General features: G+C 56.9%; 23 protein-coding genes and 2 tRNA genes. 12 read left to right on the top strand and 13 right to left on the bottom strand.

Annotated elements, in window-relative coordinates; genetic code table 11:
* Positions 1–54: 54 nt before the first annotated feature.
* The 4 genes from prfB to Q0802_RS11110 form a co-directional block, all read right to left on the bottom strand.
* The gene (gene prfB, locus Q0802_RS11125) at positions 55–1179 is read right to left on the bottom strand and encodes a peptide chain release factor 2 (protein ID WP_298917916.1); all 1125 of its coding nucleotides are present in this window, start codon (positions 1177–1179) and stop codon (positions 55–57) included.
* A gap of 83 nt (positions 1180–1262) precedes the next feature.
* Positions 1263–3818, bottom strand: coding sequence for a PBP1A family penicillin-binding protein (locus Q0802_RS11120; protein WP_298917913.1), 2556 nt, complete (start codon positions 3816–3818; stop codon positions 1263–1265).
* A gap of 117 nt (positions 3819–3935) precedes the next feature.
* The gene (locus Q0802_RS11115) at positions 3936–5153 is read right to left on the bottom strand and encodes an N-acetylmuramoyl-L-alanine amidase (RefSeq protein WP_298917911.1); all 1218 of its coding nucleotides are present in this window, start codon (positions 5151–5153) and stop codon (positions 3936–3938) included.
* 62 nt (positions 5154–5215) lie between these two features.
* A complete protein-coding gene (locus Q0802_RS11110; RefSeq protein ID WP_298917909.1) occupies positions 5216–6358 on the bottom strand; it encodes an aminotransferase class I/II-fold pyridoxal phosphate-dependent enzyme in 1143 nt (380 codons plus the stop codon).
* Between the two features lie 23 nt (positions 6359–6381).
* On the opposite strand from Q0802_RS11110, the gene Q0802_RS11105 reads away from it, so the two are divergent.
* Positions 6382–7713 (top strand): M48 family metalloprotease, encoded by a 1332-nt coding sequence (locus tag Q0802_RS11105; RefSeq protein ID WP_298917907.1) that lies wholly within the window; start codon positions 6382–6384, stop codon positions 7711–7713.
* A gap of 4 nt (positions 7714–7717) precedes the next feature.
* Positions 7718–8470, top strand: a complete 753-nt coding sequence (locus tag Q0802_RS11100; protein WP_298917904.1) for a DsbA family protein — start codon at positions 7718–7720, stop codon at positions 8468–8470.
* 21 nt (positions 8471–8491) lie between these two features.
* On the opposite strand, the gene ispG is transcribed toward Q0802_RS11100, so the two are convergent.
* The 3 genes from ispG to hemA form a co-directional block, all read right to left on the bottom strand.
* Positions 8492–9622, bottom strand: coding sequence for a flavodoxin-dependent (E)-4-hydroxy-3-methylbut-2-enyl-diphosphate synthase (gene ispG, locus Q0802_RS11095; protein WP_298917902.1), 1131 nt, complete (start codon positions 9620–9622; stop codon positions 8492–8494).
* A gap of 87 nt (positions 9623–9709) precedes the next feature.
* Complete coding sequence (locus Q0802_RS11090; RefSeq protein WP_298917899.1) at positions 9710–10942, bottom strand: helix-turn-helix domain-containing protein; 1233 nt, start codon at positions 10940–10942, stop codon at positions 9710–9712.
* A gap of 133 nt (positions 10943–11075) precedes the next feature.
* Positions 11076–12299, bottom strand: coding sequence for a 5-aminolevulinate synthase (gene hemA, locus Q0802_RS11085; RefSeq protein WP_298917896.1), 1224 nt, complete (start codon positions 12297–12299; stop codon positions 11076–11078).
* Positions 12300–12540: 241 nt separating this feature from the next.
* Here hemA and Q0802_RS11080 point away from each other — a divergent pair, with 241 nt between their 5' ends.
* Together Q0802_RS11080 and Q0802_RS11075 are read left to right on the top strand one after the other, a co-directional pair.
* The gene (locus tag Q0802_RS11080; RefSeq protein ID WP_298917893.1) at positions 12541–13911 is read left to right on the top strand and encodes a M20/M25/M40 family metallo-hydrolase; all 1371 of its coding nucleotides are present in this window, start codon (positions 12541–12543) and stop codon (positions 13909–13911) included.
* Between the two features lie 58 nt (positions 13912–13969).
* Positions 13970–14851, top strand: coding sequence for an alpha/beta hydrolase (locus Q0802_RS11075; protein WP_298917890.1), 882 nt, complete (start codon positions 13970–13972; stop codon positions 14849–14851).
* 37 nt (positions 14852–14888) lie between these two features.
* Here the strand turns inward: Q0802_RS11075 and Q0802_RS11070 are convergent.
* Positions 14889–14965, bottom strand: a tRNA-Asp gene (locus Q0802_RS11070).
* Between the two features lie 199 nt (positions 14966–15164).
* Here Q0802_RS11070 and Q0802_RS11065 point away from each other — a divergent pair.
* A complete protein-coding gene (locus Q0802_RS11065; RefSeq protein WP_298917887.1) occupies positions 15165–15317 on the top strand; it encodes a hypothetical protein in 153 nt (50 codons plus the stop codon).
* 160 nt (positions 15318–15477) lie between these two features.
* On the opposite strand, the gene Q0802_RS11060 is transcribed toward Q0802_RS11065, so the two are convergent.
* The 5 genes from Q0802_RS11060 to Q0802_RS11040 all read right to left on the bottom strand — a co-directional run bounded on the left by Q0802_RS11060 (position 15478) and on the right by Q0802_RS11040 (position 18283).
* Positions 15478–15554: transfer RNA gene (locus Q0802_RS11060), tRNA-Asp, on the bottom strand.
* A gap of 126 nt (positions 15555–15680) precedes the next feature.
* Complete coding sequence (locus Q0802_RS11055; protein ID WP_298917885.1) at positions 15681–16274, bottom strand: SGNH/GDSL hydrolase family protein; 594 nt, start codon at positions 16272–16274, stop codon at positions 15681–15683.
* Between the two features lie 140 nt (positions 16275–16414).
* Complete coding sequence (locus tag Q0802_RS11050; protein WP_298917884.1) at positions 16415–17353, bottom strand: pirin family protein; 939 nt, start codon at positions 17351–17353, stop codon at positions 16415–16417.
* Between the two features lie 69 nt (positions 17354–17422).
* Positions 17423–17698, bottom strand: a complete 276-nt coding sequence (locus tag Q0802_RS11045) for a hypothetical protein (protein ID WP_298917881.1) — start codon at positions 17696–17698, stop codon at positions 17423–17425.
* Positions 17699–17983: 285 nt separating this feature from the next.
* Entirely contained in the window at positions 17984–18283 is a 300-nt protein-coding gene (locus Q0802_RS11040) for a hypothetical protein (protein WP_298917879.1), read from the bottom strand.
* Positions 18284–19226: 943 nt separating this feature from the next.
* Here Q0802_RS11040 and Q0802_RS11035 point away from each other — a divergent pair.
* The 7 genes from Q0802_RS11035 (at position 19227) to Q0802_RS11005 (ending at position 25795) form a co-directional block, all read left to right on the top strand.
* Complete coding sequence (locus tag Q0802_RS11035; RefSeq protein ID WP_298917876.1) at positions 19227–19991, top strand: GntR family transcriptional regulator; 765 nt, start codon at positions 19227–19229, stop codon at positions 19989–19991.
* A gap of 144 nt (positions 19992–20135) precedes the next feature.
* Positions 20136–20828, top strand: coding sequence for a putative N-acetylmannosamine-6-phosphate 2-epimerase (locus Q0802_RS11030; protein WP_298917874.1), 693 nt, complete (start codon positions 20136–20138; stop codon positions 20826–20828).
* Positions 20825–21670: an ROK family protein gene (locus Q0802_RS11025; protein WP_298917871.1), complete on the top strand. Its 846-nt coding sequence runs from the start codon at positions 20825–20827 to the stop codon at positions 21668–21670. The genes Q0802_RS11030 and Q0802_RS11025 overlap by 4 nt, the downstream gene beginning before the upstream one ends.
* Before the next feature lie 12 nt (positions 21671–21682).
* Entirely contained in the window at positions 21683–22984 is a 1302-nt protein-coding gene (locus tag Q0802_RS11020) for an extracellular solute-binding protein (protein WP_298917868.1), read from the top strand.
* Between the two features lie 64 nt (positions 22985–23048).
* On the top strand, positions 23049–23915 hold the full coding sequence (locus Q0802_RS11015) for a sugar ABC transporter permease (protein ID WP_298917865.1): 867 nt from the start codon (positions 23049–23051) through the stop codon (positions 23913–23915).
* Entirely contained in the window at positions 23912–24739 is an 828-nt protein-coding gene (locus Q0802_RS11010; protein WP_298917861.1) for a carbohydrate ABC transporter permease, read from the top strand. The genes Q0802_RS11015 and Q0802_RS11010 overlap by 4 nt, the downstream gene beginning before the upstream one ends.
* Before the next feature lie 3 nt (positions 24740–24742).
* Entirely contained in the window at positions 24743–25795 is a 1053-nt protein-coding gene (locus Q0802_RS11005; RefSeq protein WP_298917858.1) for an ABC transporter ATP-binding protein, read from the top strand.
* Positions 25796–26332: the final 537 nt, after the last annotated feature.

The following is a 26332-nucleotide window of genomic DNA, read 5'->3' as shown; positions in this document are numbered from 1 at the left end:
CCCCTTATGCGGAGAATGAACGCCATAAAACGGAAGTCAACTCCGGATCAGCGCCTACCCGCCCTGCGCTTCGGCGCGGCTTTTGCCAGAGACGTCAAGCGCGAGAGTCGCGGCCATCAACCCATCAAGATCGCCATCCAGGACGCCCTTGGTATCGGAGGTTTCATAGTTCGTTCGCAGATCTTTGACCATCTGATAGGGCTGCAGAACATACGAGCGAATCTGATTGCCCCATCCCGCATCGCCCTTGTTTTCATGCGCTTCGTTGATTGCCGCGTTGCGGCGGTCGAGTTCCAGCTGGTAAAGGCGTGACTTCAGCGCTTTCATGGCGATGTCACGGTTCTGGTGCTGCGATTTTTCCGAGCTGGTCACGACAATACCGGTCGGATGGTGCGTGATGCGCACAGCAGAATCCGTGGTGTTGACGTGCTGCCCACCCGCCCCGGAGGACCGATAGGTATCAATTCGAATATCTGACGGATTCACGTCTATGTCGATATTGTCATCCACCACCGGGTAGACCCAAACGGACGTGAAAGACGTGTGGCGTTTGGCGGCGGAATCAAAGGGGGAGATCCGCACCAGACGGTGCACACCGGATTCTGATTTCAACCAGCCGTAGGCGTTTTGCCCGCTGATCTTGTAGGTTGCCGATTTGATCCCCGCCTCTTCTCCGGCGCTCTCGGATTGCAACTCAACCTTGTAGCCCTTCTTTTCCGCCCAACGGACGTACATGCGCGCCAGCATCGAGGCCCAGTCGCAGCTTTCCGTGCCCCCGGCCCCTGCATTGACCTCCAGAAAGGTGTCATTGCCATCCGCTTCGCCATCAAGCAGCGCTTCAAGCTCTTTTTGCGCCGCTTTTTCGGCCAGAGCTTTCAATGCCGCCTCAGCGTCGGCGATGACCTCCGCATCTTCTTCCATCTCACCCAGCTCGATAAGCTCGATATTGTCGGTGAGGTCCTGCTTGATACTGTCGTAGGTCGCCATCGCATCAACGAGGTTCTGACGGTCGCGCATCAGCTTTTGCGCGGCGTCCGGGTTGTCCCAGAGGTTCGGATCCTCCACCCGCGCATTGAATTCCTCAAGTCGAAACGGCGCGGTTTCGACGTCCAGCCGCTGCCCCAGAAGTTCCAGGGATTTTTCGATCTGATCAGCGGTGTTTTGAGCGTCTGCACGCATGGAATGTGCCTCGGGCGTTACGTCTGAAGGCCGTGATAGACCAGCGCCCAGCCAGCGGCAAGGGAGGCAATGGGTCCGCTGCGCTAATAAAGCCCCCCCGAGCTCAAGGTGCCGAAATTCGCCTTTGGACCCACGGTTGTCTTTTCACCGGTAGACGTGGTCACTTGGGTTGTCTGGCCACTGCCCACCTCTTTGAACAGCGGCAGATCTGCCCCCATGGCAAATCCGCCATCATAGAGCAGTCCGAAGATCGGCTGTTCGCCATCCCGGAAATATTCTGCCACAACGGTCTCACCGCTGGCGTCATCGGGCAGACGCGCACCAGTATAGCGGTCGATCTTGATGAAATGCCCCCCGGGCGGCACTTCGAACGGGCCACCACCATATTTCTGTGTGGCCTCCTCCATGAAGCGCTGGAACACCGGGCCGCACATGCCGCCCCCTGACGCGCCGCGCCCGAGACCGCGGGGCTGGTCATAACCAATGTAACAGCCTGCAACGATATTGCTGGTGAAGCCCACGAACCAGACATCCTTGGCCTCATTGGTGGTGCCTGTCTTGCCCGCTGTCGGTACCGGCAGGTTGACGGTCCGGCTTGCGGTGCCGCGTTCCACCACACCGCGCATCATCGAGGTCAACTGATAGGCCGTCACCGGGTCCATCACCTGTTCGCGATTGGAGATGATATTGGGCGGAATGCCCGCATCGAGACTTGCCAATTCGCAGTCATAGCATAGCCGGTCGTCATGTCGGTAGATCGTCTTGCCGTAGCGGTCCTGAACCCGGTCAACAAGTGTGGGCTGCACACGCTCCCCGCCATTGGCAAACATCGCATAGGCCGCCACCATCCGGTAAAGCGTGGTTTCTTCCGAGCCAAGCGCGTTGGCGAGAAACGTGCCCATGTTGTCATAAACGCCAAAACGCTCCGCATAATCGGCAACCACATCCATGCCGACCTCTTGCGCCAGACGAATGGTCATCAGGTTCCGTGAGCGTTCGATCCCGGTGCGCAGGGGCGTGGGGCCGTAAAATTCATTGGACGCATTGCGTGGCCGCCAGAGCCCTTGCGGCGTGTTGATCTCGATCGGCGCGTCCACCACGATCGTGGCCGGTGAATAACCGCTGTCCAGCGCCGAGGCATAGACAAAGGGTTTGAAGCTGGAACCCGGCTGGCGCTTGGCTTGCGTTGCGCGATTGAACACGCTGGACTGGTAGGAAAACCCGCCCTGCATCGCCAGAACACGGCCGGTATTGACGTCCATAGCGACAAAGCCGCCCTGAACGCGCGGCACCTGCCGCAGCGACCAGCGCACGAAGGTGCCGTCCTCGTCCTTGGTGATGGCGCGCACATGCACCACATCACCGACCTCCAGCAAGTCCCCTGCAACCTTCGCTTTGGATCGCAGCTTGCCCTCAATGGGCTTCTTGCGCGCCCAACCCACATCTTTGGCCGTGATGAAATGGCCGTCTTCGTCCTCGGTCACGCCTTCGATGCCGATACGGGCATCGTTGTCACCTAGCGATAAAACCACTGCCGGATACCAGGGGCCGTCAAGCTCGATATCTCGGGCGATCTTGGTCTCGGACAGCGCTGTGCGCCAGCTTTCCTCATCCTGCAAACGCTCAGGATCAATCTTGATCCGGGCTTCCCGCCAAATGCCCTGCGACCGGTCGTAATCTTCCAGCGCCCGCCGCAAGGACATGGCCGCGACCGGCTGCAGTTCCTGGTCAATCGTGGCGCGCACCGTCAGACCGCCAGTGAAAAACTCGCCTTCGCCAAAATCTTCGGTCAACTGGCGACGGATTTCATCGGTAAAGTAATCACGCGGCGGTAGCTCGGCTTTGAAACTGTCGAAATCGCCGTTCTGGACGGATCTGACCGGGCTCGCCACTTCGACCTCATAGGTCGCGGTGTCGATATAGCCGTTCTCCATCATTTCCTTGAGCACGAAATTGCGCCGCGCCTCCAGCCGATCCTTCTGGCGTACCGGGTGGTAATCACTGGGCGCCTTGGGCAGAGAGGCCAGAAATGCCGCTTCATGCGGCTCAAGATCGCTCAAGGGCTTATTAAAATAGGTCTGCGACGCTGCGGCAACACCGTAGGAGTTCTGTCCGAGGAAAATTTCGTTGAGGTAAAGTTCAAGAATTTGCTCTTTGCTCAGCGTTTCCTCCAGTCGGGCGGCCAGAATGATCTCTTTGATCTTGCGTTCTGCCTGCCTGTCCCCCGACAGCAGGAAGTTTTTCATGACCTGCTGAGTGATCGTGGAGGCCCCGCGCACGTCTTTGCCCCGCGACCGCACCGCATCCACGGCTGCGGCGCCAATGCCGCGCAGATCATAGCCATCATGAGTATAGAAGTTCTTGTCCTCAGCGGAGATGAACGCCTGTTTGACCAGATCGGGGATCGTGTCCGCTGGCGCAAAAAGACGACGCTCCTTGGCAAATTCATCAATGATCTGCCCCTGACCGGAATAGATTCTGCTGATCGTGGGGGGCGAATATTGCGCCAACGATTCGTGACTGGGCAAATCCCGGCCATACATCCAGAAGATCGCGCCCACGGTGAGCGCGACCATCCCGATGGCCATGGTGATCGTCGTAAAGATGCCGCCAAAAAAGGACAGGATGAATCGCAACAAGAGGATACTCGCTTTGTGCTTGTGATACCCTCTTCATATAGGGATTGCCGGTCCAATGGTCAAAACACGATAGCTGACACAAATGGCTGGAAACTGCCTGTTTCAGGCGCTTTGATGCTATTGTCGAACCAGCGGTCGTTTTGCCGCATCTGCGTCACGCCACGTCAAAATCGCCTGAACCATGCCATCAACAATCCCCGCGCGCCAAACCGGATCAAGCAAATTGGTCAGATCCCGCTCGCTGGACAGAAATCCGACCTCCACCAGAACGGATGGAATATCCGCAGATTTCAGAACCGAAAACCCTGCCTTACGCAGGGGTCTGCGATTCATCGGCCCCCCGGCATCCGCCATGCCCTGTGCCAGTTGGTGCGCCAAAGCGGCTGAGCGGGGTTCGGTTTCCTGACGCGCCAGATCAAGCAGAACACTGGCAATCTGATCATCTGACCCGGTCAGATCGGTCCCTGCGATGATATCCGCTCGGTTATGTCGCGCCGCCAGATGTGCTGTAGCGGTGTCACTCGCCTCATCGGACAATGTGTAGACCGTAGCCCCCTGCGCACCGCCCTGACTGAGCGCATCGGCGTGGAGCGACAAAAACACATCTGCACCCGCCCGATGTGCGATCGCCACGCGCCCCTCCAGCGAGACAAATGTGTCTGCTTCCCGGGTCAGAACGACGTCTGCCTGACCGGACCGCAGCAATTCTTCGCGCAATTCAAATGCGATCTTCAGCATCAGGTCTTTCTCGGCGACCTCTTCGCGCTCCGCACCCGGATCAACGCCGCCGTGCCCCGGATCAATGGCCACCACAAAGCGCTCATCCGCGACCGGTGCCACAATGTCCGCACGTGGGGGAGCAGGCCAAAGCGCATCCTGAGGAGCGCCTGACTTTGCGGAAAACTCCTCTGGCGAGGTCTGACCCAGCGCAATCTCCAACGTCGCGCGCCCGGTGGCAGGATCAATCATCATGCCAATACTTTCAGGCAGCAGCGGATCAGTCATATCCGCCACCAGTCGCGACCACCCGGGCTGGAAACTGCCGAAACGCAGATCACTGATCATGCCGTCGTCCTGCAGGAAATCGCCTGACCGGACGCCCGTCCAGTCGACCTCTCTGAAATCAATGACCAGGCGCGGCGGATCACTCAGCGTAAAAACACGGTAGGGAACGCCCTGACTGAGCTGCAATGTGAACTTTGCACCGCCGAACCATCCCTCTTCGATGCCGCTTGCATCCACGTCGACGCGCGCGATCGCGGTTAAATCCTGAGACGCCACAGGGGGCGTCAAAATCAGCGCAAGACATGCGAGAAAGGTTCTTGTCCGGGTCATCAACTGCTCTGCCGGTTGTTTTGCGCACCGTACCTCAGCCGCGGCCCGGAGGGAATCCCCGATCAACGCCGATGCATGAATTCCTTGAGGCGAGCCAGACCTTCGATGATGTCCGCCGTGCTGCGGGCGTATGAGAACCGCAACGTGCTGTGCCCTCGCAGGGGATCGAAATCCAGTCCCGGGGTCACGGCAACGCCAGCCTCCTGCAAAATTTCTGCGGCAAATGCCCGGCTGTCCTGTGTCAGATCCGACACGTCGGCATAGACGTAGAACGCACCGTCAGGCGGCGCAATGCGGGTAAACCCGGCGTCGGCAAGCCCCTCCAGCATCAAGGCGCGGTTGGCGCGGTAAACGTCGAGATTGGCTTGCAACTCGCCCTCTTCGTCCATCGCCGCGAGTGCCGCAATCTGACTGGCATGCGGCGCACAAATGAACATGTTTTGCGCAATGCGCTCAACCACGCGGACGTGATCCTCGGGCACGACCATCCAACCGACACGCCATCCTGTCATCGAAAAAAACTTCGAAAACGAATTGATGACATAGGTTTCATCGGTGATCTGTAACGCAGTCACCGCTTTCGCTTCATACTCAATGCCGTGGTAAATCTCATCCGAGATGAACGAAGCACCCTGCCCCTGTGCCGCGTCGATCAATGCCTGCATTGCGGGTTCATCCAGCATCGTTCCGGTCGGGTTTGCAGGCGAAGCCACCATAAGGCCCGCCAGATCCAGATGGGCAAAGTCATCGGATACCGGCTGATAACGGTTTTCAAGCGCGGTGGGCAAATCAACGGGAACGAGGTCGAGGGCGCTGAGAATCTGCCGATAGCTGGGATAACCGGGTGCGCCTATGCCAACCCGATCGCCGGTATCGAAAAGCGCGGTAAAGGCCAGCAAAAATCCGCCCGACGATCCCGGCGTAATCACCACCCTCTCAGGATTAAGATCAACGTCGTACCATTCACCGTACATTCTGGCGATCCTGGCACGCAGCGCGGGCAAGCCCAATGCCACGGTATAGCCAAGTGGGGCGGCCTTCATGGCCTGACTGAGCGCTCTTGACGCCCCCTGCGGCGCGCCCGTCCCGGGTTGACCAACTTCCATGTGAATAACCCTGCGCCCGGTGTCTTCCAGACGTCGCGCCGCCTCCATCACATCCATCACAATGAAGGGATCAACAGACGATCTTCTTGAACTGCGCATGAATTCATTCCACTCTCAGGGTCATGCTCTTTCACCTCTTCTTTCGGTTGACGTCAATCCCGGTGATGATGCTGTGGTTGGTGGTCACACCGCTGCAGGCCCAGAGCCTGTTGCGCGACGCCGATATCGAATATGGGCTCAAACAAATTGCGGCCCCCGTCCTCAGCGCGGCTGGCCTCAGCCCCTCCCGGGTAAAGATACTGGTTGTGAATGATAGCTCTTTGAATGCCTTTGTCGTTAGCAACGATGCGATTTTCGTACATTACGGGCTGATCAATCGCATGGAGTCGGCCGACATGCTTCAGGCTGTGTTGGCGCATGAGGCCGCACATATCGTGAACGGTCACCTCACCCGCCGATTAACCAACTTGAAAGCAGCGCGCACGGCTGCGGGCCTCGGTCTGGCTTTATCGGCGGTCGCAGCGGCCACTGGCAACGGACACGCTGCGGGCGGTTTGGCCATCGGCACTCAAAGTTCCGCTCAAGCGCGGTTTTTCAAGCATACCCGCGCTGAAGAAGCCTCTGCCGATCAGGCGGGTATTCGGTTTCTCAAATCTGCCGGCATTGACCCCAAGGGCATGTCCGACATTTTGAACCTGTTCCGGGGTCAGGAAATTCTGGCTGAATCACGTCAGGACCCCTATTTGCGCAGCCATCCGCTTTCACGGGATCGTCTGCGTGCCGTAGAAGGGTTTGTGGCCGCATATGGCAATACCGGCGCGGAAGATCCCACAGCCAGCTATTGGTTTGAACGGGTCAAAGGAAAGCTCAGCGCCTATACCCGCAATCCCAAATGGACCTTGCGACGATTGAAAGAGAGCCCCTACAAGGATGTCCGTCTGCTACGCGAAGCCGTTGCGGAGCATCGACAGTCCCGCACAAAACAGGCCCTGCGCGCGATTGACGCCGCCATCGCCGCGCGGCCAAGTGACCCGTTTTACCACGACCAGCGCGGGCAAATTCTGATCGAAACCCGGAATTTTAGCGCAGCCGCAGCCGCCTATGGCCGCGGCGTTCAACTGGCACCCAATGACGCCTTGTTGCTATCGGGCTATGGCCGTGCCCTGCTGGCCAGTGGAAACATCAAGAAAGCCAAGCAAACGCTTGAAAAAGCGCGTTCAATTGATTTCAGGGATGGGTCCATGTTGCGGGATTTGTCCGTGGCCTACGCAAAGTCCGGACAAACCGGCATGGCGGCATTGGTGACCGCAGAGCGCTATGCGCTTTCGGGCCGTCTGAAAGATGCGGGCATTCACGCCAAACGGGCCGTAGATTTATTGCCCACTGGCTCCGGCCCTTGGCAAAGAGCGCAGGATGTGTTGATTGCATCTGAACGCGCTGAAAAAAGGAGATAATCCAATGCTCAAACGTCTGGCCCCGGCCGCAATCGTGATGGCCACTGCATTTGCCGGCCCTTCTGCAGCGCTTGATCTGGAAACCATGTCAGCCGAGGAACGCGCCCTTTTTCGAGCAGAGGTCCGATCCTATCTTCTGGAAAATCCCGAAGTGATCATGGAGGCGGTAAGGTCATTGGAACAGCGTCAGGCCGAAGCGCAGGAAGAAGCAGATCTGGCTTTGGTTTCTGACAATGCCGATGCGCTTTTTGACGACGGGTTCTCTTTCGTGGGCGGCAACCCCGATGGCGATATTACCTTGGTGGAATTCATGGATTATCGCTGCGGCTACTGCAAACGCGCTTATGGTGAGGTTGAAAAGCTGCTGGAAGCAGACGGAAATATCAGGTTTGTGGTCAAAGAATTCCCGATCCTCGGAGAGCAATCCGTCCTGGCATCGCGCTATGTCATCGCCGCCAAGCAGCTCGCCGGGGACGAGGCTTACAAATCACTTCATGACGCTCTGATGGCGTTCAACGGCGATATTACACTTCCCGCATTGCATCGGCTTGCCGCAACCTATGGGCTCGATTCAGCAGCAATTGAAGACCGCATGAATGACGACGCCATCACGGAGGAAATCGCCGCGACGCGCGCCCTCGCCCAGAAACTCCAGATCACCGGAACGCCCACGTTCGTCATGCACGATGAGATGTTACGCGGCTACCTGCCCTTTGATCAGATGCGGGCAATCCTTGAGGAAAAACGCGACCTCTGACGTTGGCTATGGGGTGGCTTCCTATTCAGCGGCATTAGGCACGCTGTTTTCCGCATCCAGTATCGCCGCGCGCGCCTCAACCTGCTCAACGATGTGGTCGATCATCTTTTCATTGTCCATCTTGTGGCTTTGTTTGCCCGCCAGATAGACCATTCCCGAACCCGCGCCACCGCCGGTGAAGCCCACATCCGTCATCAGCGCCTCGCCGGGGCCGTTCACCACACAACCAATGATGCTGAGGCTCATCGGCGTTTTGATATGTTCAAGCCGTTTTTCCAGCTTCTCCACTGTCTTGATCACGTCAAAGCCCTGGCGTGCACAACTGGGGCAGCTGATGATATTCACCCCGCGGTGGCGCAACCCCAGTGATTTGAGAATTTCGTAGCCAACTTTAACCTCTTCAACCGGATCAGCGGATAAACTGACCCGGATCGTATCACCGATGCCCATCCAAAGCAGGTTGCCAAGGCCAATCGCCGATTTAATGGTCCCGGAAGTCAGGCCACCTGCTTCCGTGATGCCGAGATGGATCGGCGCATCAGTGGCTTCGGCCAACTGCTGATACGCCGCCGCCGCCATGAAGACATCGGAGGCTTTGCAGCTGATCTTGAATTCATGAAAGTCATTGTCTTGCAGAATTTTGATATGATCGAGGCCGGATTCCACCATCGCATCGGGGCAAGGCTCTCCGTATTTGTCGAGCAGATGTTTCTCTAGGCTCCCGGCATTGACGCCGATCCTGATCGAACAATTATGATCCCGCGCCGCCTTGATGACATCTTTGACCCTGGATTCATTGCCAATGTTGCCGGGGTTGATCCGCAGGCAGGCAGCCCCCGCCTCGGCCGCTTCAATGCCGCGTTTGTAGTGAAAATGAATGTCCGCAACGATGGGCACTGAAACTTCGGGCACGATGTGACGCAGCGCTTTTGAGGACGCCTCATCAGGCACCGAAATCCTGACGATATCGGCACCGGCATCGGTCGCAGCCTGAACCTGGGCAATGGTTGCCTTGATGTCCGTCGTGAGCGTGTTTGTCATTGTCTGGACCGTGATCGGGGCATCGCCGCCAACCGGTACGTTGCCAACCATGATCTGACGTGACGTTCGCCGATAAATATTCCGCCAGGGACGTACGTGGTTCAGCGACATCTGCTGTCCTTTGCACAGGAAAGTTACCTGTCAAAATAGAGCGTCATGCCCCAGCCTGCAATGGCCGCATTGAAATTCGAAAAAGAACTATTCGGTCGCCGGAACAAGCGGGAGCTGCAATTCCACAACCGTGGTCGCCAGGGCTTCATCCGCTGACAGATCGGCTACGGTATAACGCGACTTCAGAGCTTCAACCTCAAGCGGCAGATTTGACGTCACGACGCCGGTCTTTCCGACGGGCCCGTAATATTCCCCATTCAGCGCAAAATATATTGCGCCGCTTTCGCCCGTCCGCAAGACAGGGGGTTCTTCACTGGCCGGGGCATCCCAAGTTTCACCCGGCTCCATGATCGTCTCGTAGATAACGGTGCCATCGGCTGCGCTGACGCGCACCCAGGAGGGGCGCACCGCGACCATCCTCAACGCAGGGCCCGGCGCAACCACGACCTGAGGAACCTGCGGCGTTGCCGCCAGACCGGCGGTAACCGTCGAGTCAATTGCACCGGCAAAAGAAACCGGCGCCGTCAACGGTGCGTCAACAGCACTTGCAAAATTGCCGATGGTGCTGGGGTCAATTGTGGAGATAGGTGCATCGCGTGCGACAAGCACGGGTACATCCAGCGCTTGGGGCCGGTAGAGGCGCTCAAGGGCGGCCGCGCGAGGTGCATCTGCAACGCCCGGTTCGGATGATGTTGTATCCGGCGCTGCTGCCAGCACCCCATCCAGCGGATCAAGGTCAGAGAGCACAATCGGCGTCTGTTCAACCGGTGCCACCTGCACGCGCTGGACTTCCTGCAACACCGAATAGCCACCAAAACCGATCGCGGAGATCAGCGCGATCAGCACCAAAGAGGATCCGATCGCCGAGGGTTCGATACCTGAGAAAAAGCCATCTCGCGCCGGGATGAATGGCGTATTGGGACGTTTGAACAAGTCGCCGTCACCCGGCAGTCCAACACGCTCTGGCCGACCTGATTTTTTAACGACGGACGCCTTTGCAGACATTCCATGGGCAACAGCAAAGCCGCTCTCTTCGCAAAAAGCCTCGAAAGCTTCGTCAGGATCCATACCGAGGTAGCGCGCATAAGATCGCACGTAGCCGGCGATAAAACCGGGCGTGTCAAATGCGTCGGGATCACAATTTTCAATGGCAGCAATATAGGCAGCTTTGATGCGCAATTCGCGCTGAACATCGAGAAGAGATTTACCCATCGTTGCGCGTTCGCCGCGCATCACATCACCAAGTCGCAATTCGAAATCATCGAACGCCTTGCGTTCGACTTTCTCCTCAACACTCTGTGAGTGTTTACGACCGATCATAATGCCTCTGCCCCGTCTTCCCGTGCCTGCCTAGCGTCGTGGTCAGGCCTTAGAATCGTCCCCACGATTCGTAGCTGACCTCTTGTTTATGTTAGGTTAACACAAGACAACTCTAATTTCATCTAGGTGTATACTAACCTACATCTTCGGCACGATTTAGCGCACAATGTGACCATAATCCGTCCATTGCGTGCACAAGGGCATTCATTTCATCCGGGCCGTGTACAGGCGAAGGCGTGAAGCGCAAGCGCTCGGTGCCGCGTGGCACGGTCGGAAAATTGATGGGCTGTACATAAATTCCATGCTCATCCAGCAGCATATCGCTAAGGAGCTTGGTATGTACCGGGTTGCCGACCATTACAGGAACAATGTGGCTGCCATGGTCGATGATCGGCAATCCAAGACCTTTGAGTCGCAGTTTCAAAATCCTGGCCTGGGTCTGGTGGGCTTCGCGCAGTTCAGGAGCACGCTTTAGAAAAGCCACAGATGCGGCGGCCCCGGCGGCGACTGCAGGTGGCAGGGAAGTGGTGAAGATGAAACCCGGCGCATAAGACCTTATGGCGTCGCACATTTTGTCTGATGCGGCGATATATCCGCCCATGACGCCAAAGGCTTTGGCGAGGGTGCCATTGATAATATCCAGACGGTGCATCAGGCGCTGCTGCTCGGCCACACCGGCACCGCGTGGACCATACATGCCAACGGCGTGCACCTCGTCGATATAGGTCAGCGCGCCGAACTCATCCGCCAGATCACAAATCGCTTCGATCGGACCAAAATCACCATCCATCGAATAGATCGATTCAAAGGCAATCAGCTTGGGCGCAGCCGGGTCATCTGCCTCCAAAAGCTCACGCAAATGTGCGAGATCGTTATGGCGAAAAATGCGTTTCGCACCGCCATTTCGACGCACACCCTCGATCATTGACGCATGATTCAGCGCGTCAGAATAAATGATCAGCCCCGGGAAAAGCTTTGGCAGTGTCGAAAGCGTCGCATCATTGGCGATATAAGCGGAGGTAAAGAGCAGTGCCGATTCCTTGCCATGTAAATCCGCCAGCTCCGCTTCCAGTCGCTTGTGATAGACCGTTGTTCCGGAAATATTTCGCGTACCACCAGAGCCCGCGCCTGTGGCGTCTATGGCTTCATGCATGGCCTCCAAAACCACTGGATGCTGGCCCATACCCAAGTAATCATTGCCACACCACACTGTAATATCCTGTGTCGTGCCATCCGCGCGCGTCCGTGTGGCGTGAGGAAACTGACCGTTGTGGCGCTCAATGTCGATGAAGGTTCGATAGCGGCCTTCTTCGTGCAGGCGCGCAATCGCCTGATCAAGCTGGTCGTTGTAAGTCACCCGGTGTCTCCTCATTCGTTCCCGGTACAGAGCACCTTTGGAATCTTTCTAACAAATTGAATATATGCCCAATCGTTTATGTTCAATATGCTTAGCCTGCGCACCATGTCGCAGCCTTGACATGAATCAAGTCAGGCATCCGCAACTTTTCTCGGCAGCAACACTCCCTGCGCGCCCGTTCCACCTCTGGACACCGTCGCAACCGCTGCTACGGTCTGGCGCAACAAGAAGGAGCCCCCTGATGTCGCTAGATGCCGTTCTGTCCCGCATTGATTCCGATCTGCCCGAAGCCATGGATCGCCTTTTGGATTTGCTGCGCATTCCATCGATCTCAACCGATCCGGCCTTCAAGCAGGATTGCGACAGGGCGGCGGATTGGCTGGTCGCCGATCTCAACGGTCTTGGCGTCAAAACGCAGAAGCGCACCACCCCGGGGCACCCGATGGTCGTCGGTCATCTGGACGGCGACGGGCCGCATCTTCTTTTCTACGGGCATTACGATGTGCAGCCAGTGGACCCGCTGGAATTGTGGGACCGTGATCCTTTTGATCCGCAGATCGAACAAACGGCCAAAGGTCAGGTCATCCGTGGGCGCGGATCATCGGACGACAAAGGCCAATTGATGACGTTCATCGAAGCCTGCCGCGCCTGGAAAGCCGTGCATGGCAGCCTGCCCTGCAAATTGACGTTTTTCCTCGAAGGCGAAGAGGAAAGTGGCTCGCCTTCGCTTGTGCCATTTATGGAAGAAAACGCCGAGGAGTTGAAATCTGACATCGCCCTGATCTGTGACACCGGGCTCTTTGAAAGCAAAACCCCGGCCATTGTCACCATGTTGCGGGGATTGCTGGGCGAGGAAATCACCATCACCGGCCCGGACATGGATTTGCATTCCGGCATGTATGGGGGTGTCGCCATCAATCCCATTCGGGTCATGTCGCGCATCCTGGCATCGCTGCATGACGATGAGGGACGGATCACCATCCCGGCGTTTTATGACGGCGTGCCGGAGCTTTCCGATGAACTGGAGGCGCAATGGCAGGGGCTGGCCTTCGACCACAACACGTTTCTGGGGGATGTCGGCCTGTCGCGGCCCGCTGGAGAGCAGGACCGCACACCGCTTGAAATGATCTGGTCGCGCCCAACCTGCGAGATCAATGGTATCTGGGGCGGGTATACCGGCGATGGCTTCAAGACCGTTTTGCCTTCAAAAGCGCAGGCCAAGGTCAGTTTCAGGCTTGTCGGTGATCAGGATCCGCTCGTCATCCGCGAAAACTTCCGCAAAATGATACGGGATATGTTGCCGGAAGACTGCGAGGTCAGTTTTGGCGGTCACGGTGCCAGCAAGGCTTCCATGACCGAGACGGAAAACCCTGCATTTGACGCAGCCCGCAAAGCGCTCAGCGATGAATGGCAGGTGCCTGCCGCCTATGTGGGCTGTGGCGGGTCGATCCCCATCGCCGGATTTTTCCAGAATATTCTGGGAACGACGCCTATGCTCGTCGGGTTTGGCAAAGATGATGACGCCATTCACTCTCCGAACGAAAAATACGATGTGGAAAGCTTTCACAAAGGCATCCGCAGCTGGGCCCGCATTCTGGAAGCACTCACCTGAGGGCTGGCTTATGTCGGCTCGAAACCCTGAGTGAGACCGGCAGCGGAGGGTCCCTGATATGCAAGGCTTTGAAAAGAACACCGCTGAGGTCAATGGGCAACATATCCATTTCGCCAGATGTGGATCGGGGCCTGCGCTCTTGTTGTTGCATGGTTTCCCCCAGACCCATGCGATGTGGCAGCAGATCGCACCGCGCCTGAGCGAGAATTTCACGGTGATTGCCCCTGACCTGCGTGGATACGGAGCCAGCTCGAAACCGGAAGGCACAGACAACTATTCCTTTCGGCACATGGCGCAGGATCAGCTGGCCCTGATGGATCATCTGGGGCATTCTGCCTTCCATATTGCCGGGCATGACCGGGGGGGCCGTGTGGCCCATCGGCTGGCGCTTGACGCGCCGGAGCGGACCCTCAGCCTGACTGTCATGGATATCGTCCCGACCCACCTGCTTCTTGATCAACTCACAAGACAGGTCGCAACCGCCTATTACCATTGGTTTTTTCTGGCCCAACCCGCGCCGTTTCCTGAAAACATGATCGCAAAAGACCCGGACACCTATTTTGAGAGCTGTCTGTTGGGCTGGGGGGCGGCCAAACTATCCGATTTTGCGCCCGACGCCTTGGAAGCTTACAGAAATGCCTGGCGCGATCCCGATGCGATCCGCGGGATGTGTGCCGATTACCGCGCTGCCCTGCACATAGATTTCGACCTCGATGCGGCTGATCTCCACCGCAGGGTCACCTGCCCTTCGTTGGTCCTCTATGGTGCTGAAGGCGCGATGGCACGGGCTTTCGATGTGCCACAAACCTGGCGGGATCGCCTCGACAATATGGCGCAGGCGGCTGTTCCGGGCGGGCATTTCTTCATCGACCAATCACCGGAACCGAGTTTTCAGGTTCTCTCCGGTTTCCTCAGACGCGTATCTGCTTCAAACCACTGATGGATCAAAACTGTCCAGCCGTTCAAGCTGAAGGAAGTGGCGCGGTTGACGGGGCTCGAACCCGCGACCCCCGGCGTGACAGGCCGGTACTCTAACCATCTGAGCTACAACCGCGCGATGACCGGCGGAATAGGCCAAGAGGTTTCAGGCGTCAATAGGCTGGCGGCCAGATTGCGTTCATATTCTCTCCGAAACCCGGCGGATCATAGTTCACCACTTCACCCGTTAAATCGTGTTAACCTTTCAAAGGCGCAATTACGACGCCACGTCCTGAAGGGGAAAGAAGATATTTGTACGTGTGACGCATTACCAGATGAAACCTGAATCAGTTTCCGCAATGACCGGAATACTGAACGATCTCAAAGAGCAGGTTATGGCGCTACCAAGATTGCAGCAGTTCATCAACACAATCAATGAAGATGGCAGCGGATGTGTGATCGCCATCGTTGAAAATCAGGAGATTTAAGACAGCAACGCCAGCGCTGTTGCGGCACTCTGGGCCAACTTCCAAGACCACCTTGTGGCTCCACCAACGGCAAAAGGGTATGACCTGCTGGCCAACTGGCGCAACTGAGAGAACCCCGAAAAAGCAAAAAGGGACCGGAAGGTCCCTTTTCAAGCAGCGGTGGCGCGGTTGACGGGGCTCGAACCCGCGACCCCCGGCGTGACAGGCCGGTACTCTAACCATCTGAGCTACAACCGCCCACTGCACGTGCAAACCATGTTGCGCGTTGGGACGTCTTATGGCGCGGCTCGGAGCACGTCAAGCGGGTTGCGCATTTGTCAGGGATTTTTTTGACGTCACATCACCTTCACGCGCAAATTCTCGCTAGAGGGTGCCGTCCTTATCTGTCTGATCGGTCAAATCTGCGCGAATATGACCCGCCAATTCTGCACCCCAGCGCGCATATAGCGCCGCACCGGGATGGAATCCATCAGACGCCATCGTTTCGGGGTCGAGCCCCCAATCCGGTTGAACGATCTGAACCGTACTTCCAGTGCGCGTTGTCTGCTCCAGCGCGCGCGCCAAAACCTCAGCTTTGTGTCCCAGAAAGCGGGCCAGAGAGCCGGGTAACGCCGGGAAGGATCCCAGAGGCGGCACCGACGTGGCATAGATCCGGCGCACGGAAAATCGCTTGGTAAGAATCGCATGCAACGCCGTGGTTTCATCGACCCATTTCTCGGCAGGGCGCAATCGGGTCACATCGTTGACGCCCAATGCCGTCACCGCAATATCAAATGCATCTGCGGGTGCAGTTTCCAGAATTTTCGTCAATTTACGCGTCGTCAGACCGGTTTGCGCAATCAGTCGCCATGTCACAGTGTAGTTCCGAGCCAAGCTTCCGACGAGGTGCCCTGACAGGGCGTCTTCCTGCCGGTCCACGCCGACACCTGCGGCCGAGGAATCCCCGACAATCAGCACGCGCAGCGCCGGACCCCTTCCCGCAACCCCCTGACGTTCGCCCGGTGGTTCCGGAAGCCTGGGCGTCCGCAAAATAACATAAATGGCTTGCCCGATCAGCACCGGAACCAGCGCCCTGCTGGAGGTTCCCCAAAACGCGTTCAACGGTCTGGCAGGGGAATGTATTCCGCATCATCACCGGGAGGTAGCTGGAACCGTCCATGCGCCCAATCACCGGCCCGCCACGCCTCCTTGGCGGCGTCAATGCGATCCTTGGACGACGCAACAAAGTTCCACCAGATATGTCTGGGGCTATTCAGCGTCGCGCCGCCCAGCAGCATCAGACGCGCACCTTCCTCGCCCGCCTGCACCGATATCTGATCACCGGGTCGGAAGACCAGCATTTGCCCCGCATCGAAAACATCGCCCGCGACAGTAATCGACCCCGAGATCAGATAGACGCCGCGATCCTCATGGTCATCGGGCAAGGGCAACCGTGCATGTGCCTCCAAAAGAGCGTCGGCATAGAAGGTTTCGGAGTACGTCTTTACGGGCGCCGTCTCACCGTAGGCCGTACCGAGGATCAGGCGCAGCTGCTTACCCTCTCCCTCCAACATCGGCAGCGTGTCCTTGGGCGCGTGCTCAAAGGCCGCCGTATCGTCCTCTGCCTCTTCCGGCAGGGCAACCCATGTCTGCAATCCAAACAGATTATGTGGTTTTTTACGGATCTCTCCATCCGTTCGCTCTGAATGGGTGATGCCATGCCCGGCAACCATCCAGTTTACCGCCCCCGGTTCAATCCATTGGTCCGTTCCGAGGCTGTCGCGATGATGGATCTTGCCCTTGTACAGATAGGTTACCGTCGCCAGACCAATATGCGGATGCGGGCGGACATCGATGCCCTTGCCGGTAAGAAATTCCGCAGGACCCATCTGGTCAAAGAATATAAACGGGCCCACCATCTGCCGCTTGGGCGCAGGCAAAGCACGGCGCACTTCAAAACCACCCAGATCGCGAGCGCGGGGCACAATCACGGTTTCAATTGCGTCCACCGCGTCGCCCACCGGGCAATCGGGATCAAGGGACGGGTTCCAACTCATCTTGCGGCACCTCCACTGTTGTCCACAGAGAGCGTAGCGCAACCCGGACACCGGTCAAATCGGCAAAGACTAGATTTTGCGCTGCCCGCGACCCGGTCGGTTGGGCACCGTGGTATCGTCTATGCGTCGGGCCGCCTGATCCAATCGTGCCGCCATATGGATGATCTCCGACACATCGCCTGCGGATTGCTCAAGCGCCATCTCGTAGGCGGCATATTCAAGGAATTGCGCTGCAAGCTGCATGGCTTTGCGCACACGCTCCCCATTAGGCAACACGTCAAGCGCGGCCAAGGCCGATGAAAGGTCCACAACCTCGATGAAGTCATCGTCCGTCGGAGCGGTCATACCGTGTCCGCCTTAACCCAAATGCGTCCGTCTTTGACCGGTCAATTACCAGCCTTCAAGCCCTGGACGGTTCTACAATCGCTTTCTGATCTTTCGACCGGAAAGCATGCACATGCCACGCTGCTATAAACCCATTGTTTACTTATTCGACTTCGAGCAGAAGACGTCTTTTGCATAGATATTTATGCAAATTAACTTTTTCTCAATAATGTGACAATTGTCAACTTATGGTAGTTCACCTGAGACATTTTAACACGCATAGCGGTAAAAATGATCCAGTTTAGACTATTGCACCCGGCGCAAGGGAAGATTTTCAGGTCCGCTGAATATCTCCAGAACCTCTGACGACGACCGCTCGATTTTGGCCGCGCAATTGATCAGCTCGGCAACGTAGGATGCGGTGTGTTTCCCGGCGATCTCATAGGCAGAGAATTCAACCAGCTGCGCAGCAAGGCGAAGGGCCTGACCAGCGCGCTCCGGCTCAGGAAACTTCTCCAAATGATCCGCAAATGGCACGTCGCCAGTTTCCGGCGCGCTCGCGTCGATCTCTTGCAGCTCCGCCACAGATCCCTTGAAGTTGTCCATCTGGCGTCCCCTCATTACTCATCGTAAGGACTTATATCCCGCCCTTTCAAGAAGAGGCACAGGTCGCATGTGCTAATCAAAGAGTGAAATACTCTTTTGTATCAAATTGCTGCATCGGCGAAATTATGCCGGTTGCATAAAATAGATACAAAGCAGAGGGAGATGGTGGGTCGTGAGAGGCTCGAACTCCCGACATCTTCGGCGTAAACGAAGCGCCTTGCCATAGACTGCGTGCGTATCAATGCACAGACATCCACCGACGTCACATCCACCCAAAGCATCAGATGTCTAGTGTTGTCAGTACTTTGTAGGTCGCACATAACCGGCACTCTTGCAACTCTTCATCGTGACTTCAACGACATTGATATGTTTGCAATGCTTAAGAAAACCGACCTAAGTGCAGCGGAGGCGCAGCGAAGAGAGGGCCTATGGGGGAAGCTGGCACGCTTAGGTCATTAGATAGGGCCTTGGAAAAATCCGTCGGGATTTTTTGACTAGTTTTAACGGCAATCGCGAAGTCTGTACTGTCTTGAAGTTGGTTTGGTATGGAGATGCATCAAGTTCTCACTTCGGCCCTCAACCGACATTCATGCCTCGCTCAGAGAACGACCGCCACCAGCCCGGAGGAGACATTCAATCCACGGACTGCTCTAACGGGTGTGCGGACTAAACTGCCGTTGCAATCTAATTTGCGGTTGACCGCTCCCTGCCCAAATCGGTCGTAAACTTCGGACACCATGGGCGGATAGTTAGCCCATTTCTGAGCCGACAAAAAGAGGCCGTCCATTCAAGAAAGCGGACGTTTATTGAGAGCTCTTAGAGCGATGCACGGCATCGCCAAATTGCGCCCAATACGACGCTGGTAGCGTTTGATCTCTTTGCAAACCAAACTTCTTGCATACCAGCTGGCTCTTGAAGCATACCCGAGAAAACGGGGGTGCGTATGGCGAGGACCGATCCAACAATCGATTTTCTGATCGAGTATCTTGATCGCAAAGACAGCACATCGCCTTTGTACCAAAGGGTGTCTGGCGCTTTGGCCGAGGCTGTGAACGTCGGCGTTCTGGGTGCCAAAGGTGTCCTCCCGAGTGAACGGAGACTGGCCAGCCATTTGAACGTCAGCCGTGTCACAGTGCGGCGCGCACTTGATGATCTGGCGGCAAGCGGGTTGTTGAAGCGACGTCAGGGCGCACGCAGCTCCATAACGCCCCGGGTCGAAAAAACCCTGTCGACAATAACAGGGTTTTCTGAGGAACTTCGCGCCCGAGGGGCCAAACCGGGGCAAAAATGGCTTCTGCGTCAGGTGGCATTACCGACCCCCAGCGAGTCTATGGCGCTGGGGGTTTCAACGACCGATCAGATTGTTCGACTGGTCCGCATTCGCTTTGCCGACAATCTACCCATTGCCTTCGAACGTGCAACGGTCCCGCAGGCTTTTCTTCACAGCCACGAACTGGTCCGGGACTCGCTTTATGAAGCACTTAGAAATGCGGGCTATGCGCCCTCGCGAGGGGTTCAGCGGATCCGGGCCGGGGTGATGACCCGCGCCGAAGCTGACGCCCTAGACAGCGATGTTGGACAGCCATTGCTTATCATCGAAAGACGCTGCTTTCTGGCAGATGGGCGCACTGTCGAATTCACTGAAACGCGGTATCACGGCGAACGATATGACTTCGTCTCGGACCTCAGTAGTGGTCAGCTGATGTAGGCTTTGCCATGTCTGACCGTCGCCGGAATTGGCTGTTAGCTCAATACCGCTAGGGCCACGCGATCACTTTGGTCCATACCAGCTTTGCGATCATTGACTGCTGGTATGTAAGTGGTGTTGTCTGATAGGCATGGGGGACGCCACGTGCATCAGATTTTGAAACAGCTCAGCCAAGGCCTCGTCGTTTCATGCCAGCCGGTCTCAAACGGCCCGCTTGATCAGCCGGACATCGCTGCGCGTTTTGCACTTGCCGCTTTGGCGGGTGGTGCTTGCGGGCTTCGCATTGAAGGGGCTGACAATCTGCGTGCCGTTCGCGACGTCGCTGATGTGCCGATTATCGGGCTGATTAAAAGCGACCGTCCCGATACGGCGGTTCGCATCACCTCGACGATCGAGGACGTCAATGCGATGGCCCGTGCGGGCGCTGACATTATTGCCTTTGACGCAACGGATAGGGTGCGACCCGTATCATGCGAGGCTCTGGCAAATGCCATCCACGGGCACGGGAAACTGGCCATGGCGGATTGTTCGAACTGTGATGAAATGCACGAAGCAGCACGGCTAGGATGCGCGCTTCTTGGGACGACGATGGCAGGCTATGTTGACGCCTCGGTTCCGTCAGAACCAGATATTGCGTTGGTTCGATCCGCCGCAAAGCTTGGCAAGTTTGTCGTGGCCGAAGGGCGTTACAACCGGCCCGATCTGGCCGCGCAGGCCGTGGCTGCGGGTGCCGATGCTGTGGTCGTCGGCTCGGCCATTACGCGTCCGGAACACATAACGTCCTGGTTTGCGCGCGATATCCATGCTGCAATCGCGCGCAGGGATGGCAAGCAATGACGGTTCTTGCAGTCGACCTTGGAGGCACTAAAACTCTGGTAGCGCTGGCAGATGGTGGGCATTTGCGCGACACACGCGCCTTTTCCACCAGCAGGGCTGCGACGCCCGATCAATTGCTCGAAAACATTCGCGACCATGTTAGCGATTGGGACGGGCTATATAATGGCGTCGCCTTGGCGGTGACCGGTCGCATAGCAGATGGGTTTTGGTCGGCACTGAACGACAAGATCCTGAACATTGAGGGCAAGTATCCGTTGTCGGATCGGGTGGCGGGTATGTTCGGGCATGTGCCTGTTTTGGCAAACGATGCCCAGGCCGCAGCATATGGCGAATTCGTGTTCGCGGCCGATATGGGGTCGGACATGGTGTTCCTCACAATCTCAACTGGTGTCGGCGGAGGTATCGTCGCGGATGGTCGACTGTTAACAGGCGCAAACGGGCTGGCGGGACATTTCGGGCAAACACGTCGCATCACCGGCGAACGTCTGGAAGACAGGGTATCGGGCAAAGCGATGGAACGGCAGGCGCGCGCGCTTGGTCACAATCTGGTCGTACCGGAGATCTTCGAACAGGCCGAAACCGGTGTGCCCTGGGCCGAGGGTATCTTTGATTCTTCGGCCCAGGGGGTCGCCGCGCTTTGCGCTGATATCAAGCTTACCCTTGATCCTGCGCACATCGTGATCGGTGGGGGCATCGGTTTGGTGCCGAACTATCTGAATCGCGTGAAATCACATCTCAGAAGGTTGAGGTTGGACTTGCAACCTGAACTTCGTCCTGCCGCGCTTGGTGCCAACGCGGGTGTTTTGGGCATTGCGGCACTGCACAATGCAAAAACTACTTAGGGAGCTATCACCATGAAATTGACTGCAAAACTACTGGGCGTCACCGCGCTGTCATCGCTTCTTACCGGGGCGGTACATGCCGAAGTCACCGTTCTGGGCTGGCCCGGCGGCCCGGAAGAAACCGCACTGCGGGCAGCAGCGGAAATGTACAACGCCAGGGCAGAGGTTGCCGACGATGACAAGGTTGAGTTGCTGTTCACCTCTCGCGATGGGTTCTTTGACAAATTGCAGGTGGATCTGGCCGCAGGCAGCACCGCTTTTGACGCCAATTTGCTGGCGACCTATTCGATTGGGAAATACGCGCCGTTTCTGGAGCCAATTCCCCTTTCGGATGAGGCGGGCGCGGTCTTTGGCGATACCGTGCTGAAAACCATGCAGTTTGAGGGGGCTCAATACGGCGTGCCAACAGATCTGTCGCTCCACTTCCTCTATTATCGCACCGACCTGATCGACGCCCTGATGGCCGACGATGCGGCCAAGGCAAAATATACCGAGATCGCGCAAGAGCATCTGGGCGAGGCGCTGGCGCCAAAGTCACCGGAAGACTGGAGCTGGCTGGACTTTGTCGCCAACGCGCTGTATTTCTCGCAATCGGTGAACCCCGACAGCCCGACGCGTTACGGGACGGTGATTCAGGCCAAGAACCTGTTGTTCAACATGATGGTCTTTCATTCATGGCCGCGCAGCTATGGTGCCGACTGGATGGATGCCGACGGCAACATCACCGTGGATAGCGAGGCTTACAGAACCGCACTGTCGATGGCCAACAAACTGTTCGAACTGGGCGCAACACCCCCTGATTCCACTTCGTATGAATACGCAGAAGCCAACGCGGCCTATTCTTCGGGCCAGGTCGCTGCGATGGTGCAATGGAACGCCGCCGCAAATGATCTGACCGGCGCGCAGCCGGACACGGGAACTTTTGCGCCGCCATCCGGCCCCGAAGGTCGGTTCACTCATATTCACGGGCTGGGCCTGGGTCTGAACGCGGCCGCGACCAACAAAGACGGCGCAATCGCGTTCCTGCAGTGGTTGTCAACCGAAGAGGCCGCCATCGCCTATGCCAAGGCTGGTGGTGCGCCGGGATTGGCAAGCGCCACTGCGGCAAAACTTGCCGATGATCGGCCCGATCTGGTGCAATCGGGCGATTACGCCTCGACCTATGGGTTTGTGATGAACGGCGGAACCTCGGCCAATGCGCTGTCCGTCTATGAAGCACAGGCCAAAGAGTTCACGGGCTTCTGGGCCGGAACGCAAGACCTCGACACGGCGCTGGGTAACACAACCGCCGCGATGACCGAGCTTCTGAAGTAAACACTATCCGGAACGCGGCGGCTGATAGCGTTGCCGCGTTCCATTCTGATTAGGGCACGCGGGCATGGTAAAAAAATACAAGCTAGAAAACGCCGTGCTGGCCAGCCCGACGAGCCTGTTTCTTTTGGCGATCCTTGGTTTTCCGGTCATCCTGAGCCTGACTTACGGCTTTTCCGAAACCAGCTTCGAAACGCTCAGATCGCCCGAGTTTTCGGGATTGCAGAATTTTCGCGACGTGACCGCCGACAAGACCTTTTGGCAGGCGGCCTGGTTTTCGTTACGCTTCGGCACGATAACGGCAGTTCTGGAATGCGCGCTTGGGCTGGCGCTGGCCGTCTATCTTGCGCCGCTGATCCAGAAACATTCGTGGGTTGTTGCGATCCTTATCATTCCGATGATTGTCGCCCCTGCGATGATGGGGCTGATGTATCGGCTGATCCTGAACGAGTTTGCAGGGCCTATACCCTATTACCTTTACAGCTGGATTGGGTCCTCCCCCGCTTTTCTGAGCCCGAAGAATGTGTTCACCACCGTGATCCTTGCAGAAACCCTGCAATGGACACCCTTCGCCTTCTTGCTGTTTCTGACCGCCTATCAATCCATTCCCCAGGAAATTCGTGAGGCCGCGACCGTTGATGGCACACGGCCGTGGCGGTTGTTCTGGAAGATCGAATTCCCGCTGATGTTGCCGACGTTATTCGTGGCAGTATTCATCCGCTTTATCGACGGGTTCCGGGTATTTGACAATATCTACACCTTGGTTGGTTCCGGGCCGGGCGGGTCCACGACATCGATGTCGATTTATATATTCGAGACGTTTTTGCGCCGCGGAGAGATTGGCAAATCAATGGCCGCGGCAATCCTGTTGTTTGTTTCTGCCTTTGTCGTTCTGTCAGTCGCCCAGTGGCTGCTGCGGAGAGCGTCACGATGAAACGCCGCATCGGTCCGCGATGGATCGTTTTCATAATTGCCGCTTTCGTCATGAACTTTCCGGTGATTGCCACCTTCGCAACGGCCTTCAAAGGCCCCAGAGAGGTTAATCTCAACCCATCGCTTTGGATCGAGGCGCCGACGCTGGAAAACTTTGCGACGGTGTTGACCATCAGTGATCGCTTGAACGTTTACGACTATCTGTGGAATTCGCTGGTGGCAGCGTTGATCGGGGCGATTCTGCCGATGATCGTTGCATTTCCGCTGGCCTGGCCGATGGTCCGGCGCGGTTATGGCCGCAGCATACTGTTCCCGGCCATCGTCAACCTGCGTGCGCTGCCCCTAATCATATTCGCGATCCCGATTTATCTGATGTATGCAACCGTCGGCCTGCTTGATACGCGATTGGGCCTGGGGCTGATTCTTGCCATCGTGAATCTGCCATTGACCCTGATGTTGCTGGTCAATGCGATCGCCGATTTGCCGCTTGAACTGGAGGAGGCCGCGCGCATGGATGGCGCACGCACCGGACGGCTGCTGCTCCGTGTCGTTCTGCCCCTGTGCCGGCCTGCACTGATCACCACATTCGTATTTGGCTTCATCACTGCCTGGAATGAATTTCTGTTTGGATTGATGCTGACCACCAGCGATGCGGTGCCAATGACCGTCGGCGCATCCTTCTTTTTCGCAACCTCCGGCGGCGGTGTTCAATGGGGGGTCGCGGCGGCTGTAATGGTCATCGCCGCGCTGCCGCCGCTTCTTCTGGGTTTGATCATGTATCGACGGATTACCGGCTCGATGGTGGCAGGAGCTGTAAAAGGGTGAATCATGTCTGAAATCCAGATCAGGAATCTAAGCAAATCCTTTGGCGACGTTCAGGTCATTCATGACGTCTCGCTGACGATTGCGGAACAGGAATTCTGTATTTTCGTCGGGCCGTCCGGGTGCGGAAAATCAACGCTTCTGCGCCTGATCGCCGGGCTTGAAGATGCGACATCCGGGCGGATCATGATCGGTGGACGGGACGTCACAAACCTGGAACCCTATGATCGTCAACTGGCGATGGTGTTTCAAAGCTACGCGCTTTACCCGCATATGAACGTGCGCGACAACATCGCCTTTGCATTGCGCACAGCGAAGATGCCCGAAGAACGGATCGCCGAAAAAATAGCCGATGCTGCGCGCATTCTTCAGCTGGGCGATTATCTTGACCGCAAGCCTTCCGCATTGTCCGGCGGACAGCGTCAGCGGGTCGCCATCGGGCGTGCCATTGTCCGCGAACCGCTTGCGTTTTTGTTTGATGAACCACTCTCAAATCTCGATGCGGCCCTACGCGGCGAAACCCGGGTCGAAATCGCCGCCCTGCACCGTTCGCTGAATGCCACGACCATCTACGTCACCCATGACCAGATCGAGGCCATGACACTGGCAGACCGTATCGTTGTGCTGAAGGACGGCCGGATCATGCAGACCGGATTGCCGACCGAGCTGTATAATCATCCGGCAAATGTCTTTGTGGCTCAATTCCTGGGCTCTCCAAAGATGAATATCATGCAGGCAGACCTGACTGGGACAGGCATAAAGCTGCCCGGACACAAAGAGATTCCAATGCCGCAAATGGCAAACCCGCAGGCAATCCAATTGGGCATCCGACCCGAATGTATGTCGCTGGTTGAGCCGGAAATGGGCCAGCTGTCCGGGCGTGTAACGCTAAACGAATTTCACGGTGGTTCACGAACTGTGATTGTTGATATCGGGTTAAACACTGCAGTTGCATTGCAAATCCCAGCGAGCCAATCGCCCCAGCTCGGCGAATCCATTGGATTGGTGTGCAATCATGACGATTTCCACATCTTTCACGCAAATGGGGAAAGGTTGTAGTCCAATAACTGCAACTATTCCTGAAACTGCGCAGACAAGGGCGGGCAAGGTTTTCATGTAGGCGTATTGACCCGATAGAATGCCTAGAATGTAACGACCTATGCGATCATTCGATTGGAACCAACCAACCGAGCAGAACGAGGCCTCCGAAGCTGTTCTGATGTAAAAGTGAGCGCCCTTGTGTCGAGACTCAACGGCTGCTTTTCCTGACAGCATGGGAACACTTTGGCAAAGGTCCTGAATACCCTTTCGCATAGCTAGGCAATGACCGCACTCTGCACATAGCTGCCGCCTATTGATCGCGCAGCATTAGTCAAAGTGGGCTCGCAGCCGACATCTGAAGGTTTTGGTCAGATGACCACAGCTCAGCCCTAAGCAGACCTTGGATTTTGGCGTCCTATGACGGGTCAGCGGGACAAAGCGGTCTTACGCAGTTGCAGCTATTGCTTACGCAGCAATTCTGAGCCTCCCCCTTTGAAGTGGTCCGCCCCTATAGTTAGGAAAGTGGAGGACCAGAGATGGCCATTAAGAGACCCA

The organism is uncultured Roseobacter sp. (genome assembly GCF_947495275.1).
In the GTDB taxonomy this organism is placed as follows: domain Bacteria; phylum Pseudomonadota; class Alphaproteobacteria; order Rhodobacterales; family Rhodobacteraceae; genus Roseobacter.
The sequence above is the reverse complement of the archived record's forward strand: the minus strand, read 5'-3'. Positions and strand labels throughout refer to the sequence as shown.